We start from the raw sequence: 5,291 nt of genomic DNA, 5'->3' as shown, positions 1-5,291 counted from the left end.
CAAAAGGGAGGAAGGAGAAGCAGCCGACGGCTGCTTCTCCTTCCTCTCTCAGAATAATTATCATTATTGCAAATGGTGATTTTATTCCTTGGAAGTCCCTTAACAACTTTGCTTTGATTGCTGGGATTTCGCCTCAAGAACTTGAGAATTGGTTTCATGCTGCCTTTATTGATGGCTACGATTGGGTCATGCAAACTAATGTTATTGGTATGGGACAGTTTGCTGATGGCGGTATGATTGCCTCTAAACCCTATGCTGCTTCTGCCAATTACATCAATAACATGAGCGATTACTGCAAAAATTGTACTTACAACCATCGTGAACGTAGTACGGATAATGCTTGTCCTTTCAACTTTTTTTACTGGGACTTTCTAGCTCGTAATTATGACAAGCTCAAAAATCAGCCACGTATGACTCAAATTCTGCGTAATTTGGAGCGGATTTCTCCATTGGAGCTTCAAAAAATCCGTTCTTTAGCTTCAAATTGGCACAATACTCTAGCAGCCACTTGTCAAAGTTGAAAAACTATGCACATAAACTGCTTAATCTTACCAGCAGTTATATTAAGCTCAAGCCCCATTTCTATTATTTCATTTAAGCGATCGCCCAACATACAACGACTTATTTGTTGCTTTGCTCCCATTGTCGCTATCACCTGTGCTGTTTCCAACTCAGCTTGTACTCGCGTTCCACAGCCGCCAGCAATTTCGCTTGCAACGCTGACAGATAAGGTTTGGCTTGTTTACCCAACCCCTGCAACAGCCAATCCACCGCAGGGTCATGGTCGGCCACCGTATGCAACTGCCGCAACCGAAGACACAACTGTTGTATAAATTTACAGTCATCATCCAGCAGTTCCAAGGACTTGAGATGTTCTATCTTTACTGTATAGTCGCCATCCCATGTCTCGACTGTGCAACTGTAATCCCCAACGTGACTAACCACGCCCCAGCAACCGCCCTTACCTCGCAAATCTGGGTTGTCTTTGGGTAAGAAAACACAGATTTCGCCAACTCTGTACGGATTGGGGATTTTAGTTCGCTCACGAATTCTGTCCACGATGTCCTTGACTACCCGACCAGAAGGAACTTTCCCACCAACTTGCTCTACCGCCTGTTGCCATACTTGTTGCTGCTCTTGTGCTTCTAATTTAGTAAGTGGGCGTACTTGTCCTTCACTAGCTGGTAGAATTTGGGTCTGACCAGATTGGACTGTTGCTCCATTGTCTTCAAATTCATTTTGTGTCCAATTTGGACACATTTTTTTGAGATTGTCTACAACTTGTGCCGCTTCAATTAATCTATAAGGATGACGGCGCTCGAATCCAAATCTATCTTTGCAATATTCCTCAAAGGTTTTATGCGTCGAACGGTACAATCGGCGATCGCGCAACTCGGTCAACGCCTTCCCCGCTTCATAAAAAGCGTGTTCTACTTTTCGCTCCAAGTGCAAGCGATCTCTTTGTTCATCTTCGGTCAACTCTGGAACTTCAACAGCCGCAACCTCAATGGTTGCTGATGCTGGATTGGATTGCTGCTGAGTATCTTTTGTGGTTTCAAGTGCTGGCTTTGGCTTGGGGGGAACTGCGGCTGCGGTCTTTTTGCCAGAGGTGGGTTTGGTCATCGTCCCACCTCCGGCCTGAAGGTAGTGTTTCTGGTATTTAGTTGTGTCATCATGGGGTTAAGATTTATTTATTCATCCCCCAACCTTCATTAACGGTTGGGGTTTTTCATGCTTCTTATATCTTTGCATTTGTCGTCAATTGCAAGACTTCAGAAACCGAACAATTTATCTTGTTTTCACTACTTGTAACTCTGATGTAAATCACTCACTATATATAGATTATTTACTTGATTTAACTGCTTCTGTTTTCATTATCAAGCTTTTACCACCCAGATAATTATGAAACCTATTATCAAAAAGCCTGAGTTTCGCGCTCTCAAAAAGTCTGTAGTTTCACAACCATTACCCGAAGAACTGTATGCGGTTGATACTGCCGCCACTGCCGAAAGAGTCGAACAGCAACAGCCACCAGAAGAAATCGCTCATCCAGCCACAGAATATCCAGCTTACCAATCCTCGGCGCAAAGTTATCCAGTTCTACAATCGGTTGGTAATACTGGCTGGCAGGTTTCTGATATCTGGCGTGATTTGCGGGTTGATAGTTTTTCTAATTAATAATCTATCTATAGATAGTTGCAATAATTAACGCACATATCACACATCTGTTTTAGTAGTCAGCTAAAGTAGGCTACTAATTTGTTTTAGGATTCTACAGGGATTTGAGAAATTTGTAACCAGTTTTTATCCTTATCCAGTAACTCTCACAGCAGTTTTTTCTCCCAAAAATGTCAGGAAATACTTTCGATACTGGTGTGTGCTGCTGTGGGATGTCGCGTGAGAGACGGTTGGTGTTGGGTGTGGGCAAGGGCGATCACACCAATCAAACAGCCAGTATTAAAACTCAGCCAACCGAATTTGAACTGGGTACAGTCACAGCGCTTGATGTAGCCAGAGATGCTCAAGTTGATAGGGCTATCTTAGCTTGGGTTGAAGCGTGTTAACTTCACCTAAAAACCTTGTAATGACTTATATAAAACTTACTCGATAGTGTATTTTTCTGCCTCAAGTACCTCTTTGTTAAACCTTTAACCTTGAAAGGAGGTTGGGAGTGGGGTAAAAAGGCTGTTTGTTAAGCGCGACAATCCCCTGCATGGATGCTTTAACCATACCCAACTTGCCCTCAACTGCAATTGCGTTGCTGATCGCGTGACACTCATTTAAGGCGATCGCTGCTTCCTCAAATCTCTTGAGATGCCGTAGCGGGTCAGGGGTTGCAAGTGATGCCCGATTACTACAGTGATGCTGGAAGTGCCAGGGGTAAAGCTTATGCAGTTGTAGGGGTGCCATAGGGCGATCGCAGTTTAAGTGTCCGTTTGCTCAAAATCCCTCTTAGGATAGATGGCGGCAAAATCATGACATTAATCAGGTATATTTTTGCATGAGCAAATCGTTAAGTTCCGGATCAAAATCAAAAACTTTTCTAGAAACTTCTATTATTAAACTCTATAATATATTTTTGTTTGATGAGAGAATTTTGTTACTAGAGCAAAATCCAGTTAATATTCCCTGATTAATGGTCGTCTAATTCCTATGAGAAACAATAGAATAGGTTTTTGGCATTTTCACAAATGTTGTGAACCATCAACATTACTCATGTAGTATTGATAAAGCTAGTAGATTCTGTAAATAAACTATTTAATTTATTTAGAAAAATAAATTCTAAACTGACTCCCATAACATTTAAACTTTAAACATGATTGATTACTAGCGTTCGCTAAGGACAGCAATCTAGACAACACATTCAAATAAATGCAAATATATGATAGAGGATGACGCAACAAGATTTACCTTAAAAGCTGAACTTTTAGAAGGTATAGAGAAATTAGGATTACACCAAAGCCTATTTCCAAACTCTAATGAGTCTATCGATAAACTGGTGCGACAATTGGAAACTATAAATCCAATTAGACAACCACTGGCATCTAATTCCCTCCGTCTGACACTATCAATAATCTAGAGAAACCAGAATTATTAACCAAACAAGCAACAGAAATTGTAGAAGCACAAAATTTGGTAATGGATTCTAAGGGGAACCTGATGTTAACAGTAGAAGCTAGTTCAGTGACGCCCTATGTAGCATCGTCCGCTAGTTTGTGTTCTGAAGAAACAAAAGTATCAAAGAATACTGTTACGATCCCTAATAATGAATGATTAAACGTCGAGATTGCTTTAAGTATCTATTTTCAAGCGCTCTAGGGTTCTTTGCGGCTGTGAGCAAATCATCTTTTATGGCTGTTGCTGCAACCAAAGAAGCCAAAAAACGTAGTCAGGCACAATTGCTGACCCAAATTGGAGAAAAATATCTCAATGAAGGGCAAGCATCAGAGGCTCTTGAGTCTTGGCAAGCAGCCACCGAAATTTATCGTCAACTTGGCTATCAAGAGGGTATTATTGGAACATTAATTAACCAAAATCTTGCTCTACAAGCTTTGGGTTTAAATCATTTAGCTTGTGACACACTTGTAGAAGCTTTAAAGTTAGATGCAGATGCTAAAATTTGCACCATCTCATCACAGCAGTCTACTGAATCTTTAACAAAACCACTAATAACAGCGATTGATAAGCAAAAACATCTGCCAGTAAATCTATTTGCATGGCATAATTTAGGAGATGTCTTGCGTTTAATTGGTAAGTTAGATGAGTCAAAGGTCGTTCTAACGAAAACACTATCAATTGCAAGGCAAATGCCTTCTATTAATACTAGCGAAATTTTGCTATCGTTAGCTAATACTGAGGAAGCTATTTATCAGCAAGCACGAAATAAATATTATGAAGTAGAAGAACCAGATTTTAAAAATGAAATCGTAGTTCTAATTCAGGAACAGGCATTGAACTCACTTGAAGTTTATCAGCAAGTCTTTCAGGTATCTACAATTTCTCCAATCACACAGTTAAAATCTCAACTTCATCACTTGAGCTTGCTGATAAATTTTGAGAAGTGGTTGACAGCAGAGTTAAATTCAGGCAATCAACAATTAATTGAGATTCGCAACCAAATCCAACAACAAATTCAACCTTCTGTTGACAAAGTTGTGAAAAACTCTTCTGCATTTTCTGACTTGTCGGCTACTCAATTAGTTTATGCAAAGCTCAACTTCGCTCAGAGTTTAAGTCAAATTCCAGAGGAGCAATTACGTTCATTAGCTCTTGAATATGGTCAGTCTGCACTACAAACAGCTAAAAGTACAAGTAATCTACGTATCAAGTCTTACAGTCTTGGAACTCTAGGTAAATTGCAGCCAGAGAAATCAGAAGCATATTTTGTAGAAGCTTTAAACTTAGCTCAATCAGCAGGGCGGCCGCATCTTATTTACTAATAAAAATTAAAACAGATCTGAAAATGTCATAGATAATCTGACAAAGTGCTTTTATTATAAATAAAACAAATCAATAACTTTCCCACAATATCAATTAACTTATCTCCAGATAAATCATTACCTATTAATACTAAAAATACTCCTTAATTGGGTACATAAAATTATGCTTGTCCTCCAGACAAGTGAAACTTCTGCCTAAAAATTTTAATTCAAGTTTTGATATACTATTTTAAGCTAACGCTAAAACTCTTGCTAAATAGTTATCATCCATTGCGGCGAGAAACTGTTTGTTTTTTATTCCACGTTTGACCCGCTTCTCCTTAGTTAAAAGATTGACGGCTATTTGTCGTA

At 39.5% G+C, this 5,291-nt stretch carries 6 protein-coding genes and 1 pseudogene; 5 read left to right on the top strand and 2 right to left on the bottom strand.

What is annotated here, in order from left to right; genetic code table 11:
• A pseudogene (locus tag RMY63_RS40980) lies at positions 1 to 521 on the top strand (hypothetical protein); the annotation flags it as partial.
• Between the two features lie 130 nt (positions 522 to 651).
• Here the strand turns inward: RMY63_RS40980 and RMY63_RS40975 are convergent.
• Entirely contained in the window at positions 652 to 1,623 is a 972-nt protein-coding gene (locus RMY63_RS40975; RefSeq protein ID WP_322734157.1) for a hypothetical protein, read from the bottom strand.
• Positions 1,624 to 1,902: 279 nt separating this feature from the next.
• Here RMY63_RS40975 and RMY63_RS40970 point away from each other — a divergent pair, with 279 nt between their 5' ends.
• On the top strand, positions 1,903 to 2,178 hold the full coding sequence (locus RMY63_RS40970) for a hypothetical protein (RefSeq protein WP_322734156.1): 276 nt from the start codon (positions 1,903 to 1,905) through the stop codon (positions 2,176 to 2,178).
• Positions 2,179 to 2,348: 170 nt separating this feature from the next.
• Positions 2,349 to 2,564: a hypothetical protein gene (locus tag RMY63_RS40965; RefSeq protein WP_322734155.1), complete on the top strand. Its 216-nt coding sequence runs from the start codon at positions 2,349 to 2,351 to the stop codon at positions 2,562 to 2,564.
• A 76-nt stretch (positions 2,565 to 2,640) separates the two neighbouring features.
• On the opposite strand, the gene RMY63_RS40960 is transcribed toward RMY63_RS40965, so the two are convergent.
• Positions 2,641 to 2,910 (bottom strand): hypothetical protein, encoded by a 270-nt coding sequence (locus RMY63_RS40960; RefSeq protein WP_322734154.1) that lies wholly within the window; start codon positions 2,908 to 2,910, stop codon positions 2,641 to 2,643.
• A 472-nt stretch (positions 2,911 to 3,382) separates the two neighbouring features.
• Here RMY63_RS40960 and RMY63_RS40955 point away from each other — a divergent pair, with 472 nt between their 5' ends.
• Positions 3,383 to 3,580 (top strand): hypothetical protein, encoded by a 198-nt coding sequence (locus RMY63_RS40955; protein WP_322734153.1) that lies wholly within the window; start codon positions 3,383 to 3,385, stop codon positions 3,578 to 3,580.
• Between the two features lie 271 nt (positions 3,581 to 3,851).
• Entirely contained in the window at positions 3,852 to 4,940 is a 1,089-nt protein-coding gene (locus RMY63_RS40950; protein WP_322734152.1) for a hypothetical protein, read from the top strand.
• The last annotated feature ends 351 nt before the right edge of the window (positions 4,941 to 5,291 follow it).

Source organism: Nostoc sp. ChiQUE01b, from assembly GCF_034531255.1.
In the GTDB taxonomy this organism is placed as follows: domain Bacteria; phylum Cyanobacteriota; class Cyanobacteriia; order Cyanobacteriales; family Nostocaceae; genus Nostoc.
This window is presented reverse-complemented; position numbering and strand designations above follow the sequence as displayed.